Here is a 454-nt window from a genome sequence, read left to right on the forward strand (position 1 = left end):
GGCAAGGTTTGCGGCGCGCTGATGGTGCTGATCTCCGCTACCTGGCTCTTCACGCGCGGCCTGGTGTTTTCGGAGATTCTGCCCATCTCGCTGGTTTCGGATTCGCCTGAATGGGGCTTCGTGTTCCATTCCAAGCCCCTCTTCTACTTCGTGGCGGTAGGGCTCGCAGTCGGGGGATTGATTGCGGTGTGGCGACCGCGCGCCGTCTACCTGCTCATCGCCGTAGTGGGGCTTGCATCGCTGGTCAGCAACATCGATGTCGCCATGAAGCAGAAGGGCCTTTTCCGCAACTCCTTCGTTACTGGCCGAGAAGCGCTCGCGGTCGAGGAGATCGTTGGCCGGGAACGGATGGGCGCGTCGGTTGTCGTGGGCCAGAACTGGGATGGCCTGAGCAAGTTTCTCTTTCACCTGCAGACGGCGCCCAGTGCTACATCTCTCGCTGCGGGTAGCAATG

The 454-nt window shown here is 61.2% G+C and carries 1 protein-coding gene; it reads left to right on the forward strand.

The window, feature by feature from the left end:
• The coding region (locus tag CWM66_RS29015; protein WP_158262976.1) for a hypothetical protein at window positions 1-454 on the forward strand (454 nt) is incomplete at both ends.

Origin of the sequence: Kosakonia sp. H7A, from assembly GCF_003028445.1 — a bacterium.
GTDB lineage: Bacteria > Pseudomonadota > Gammaproteobacteria > Enterobacterales > Enterobacteriaceae > Kosakonia > Kosakonia radicincitans.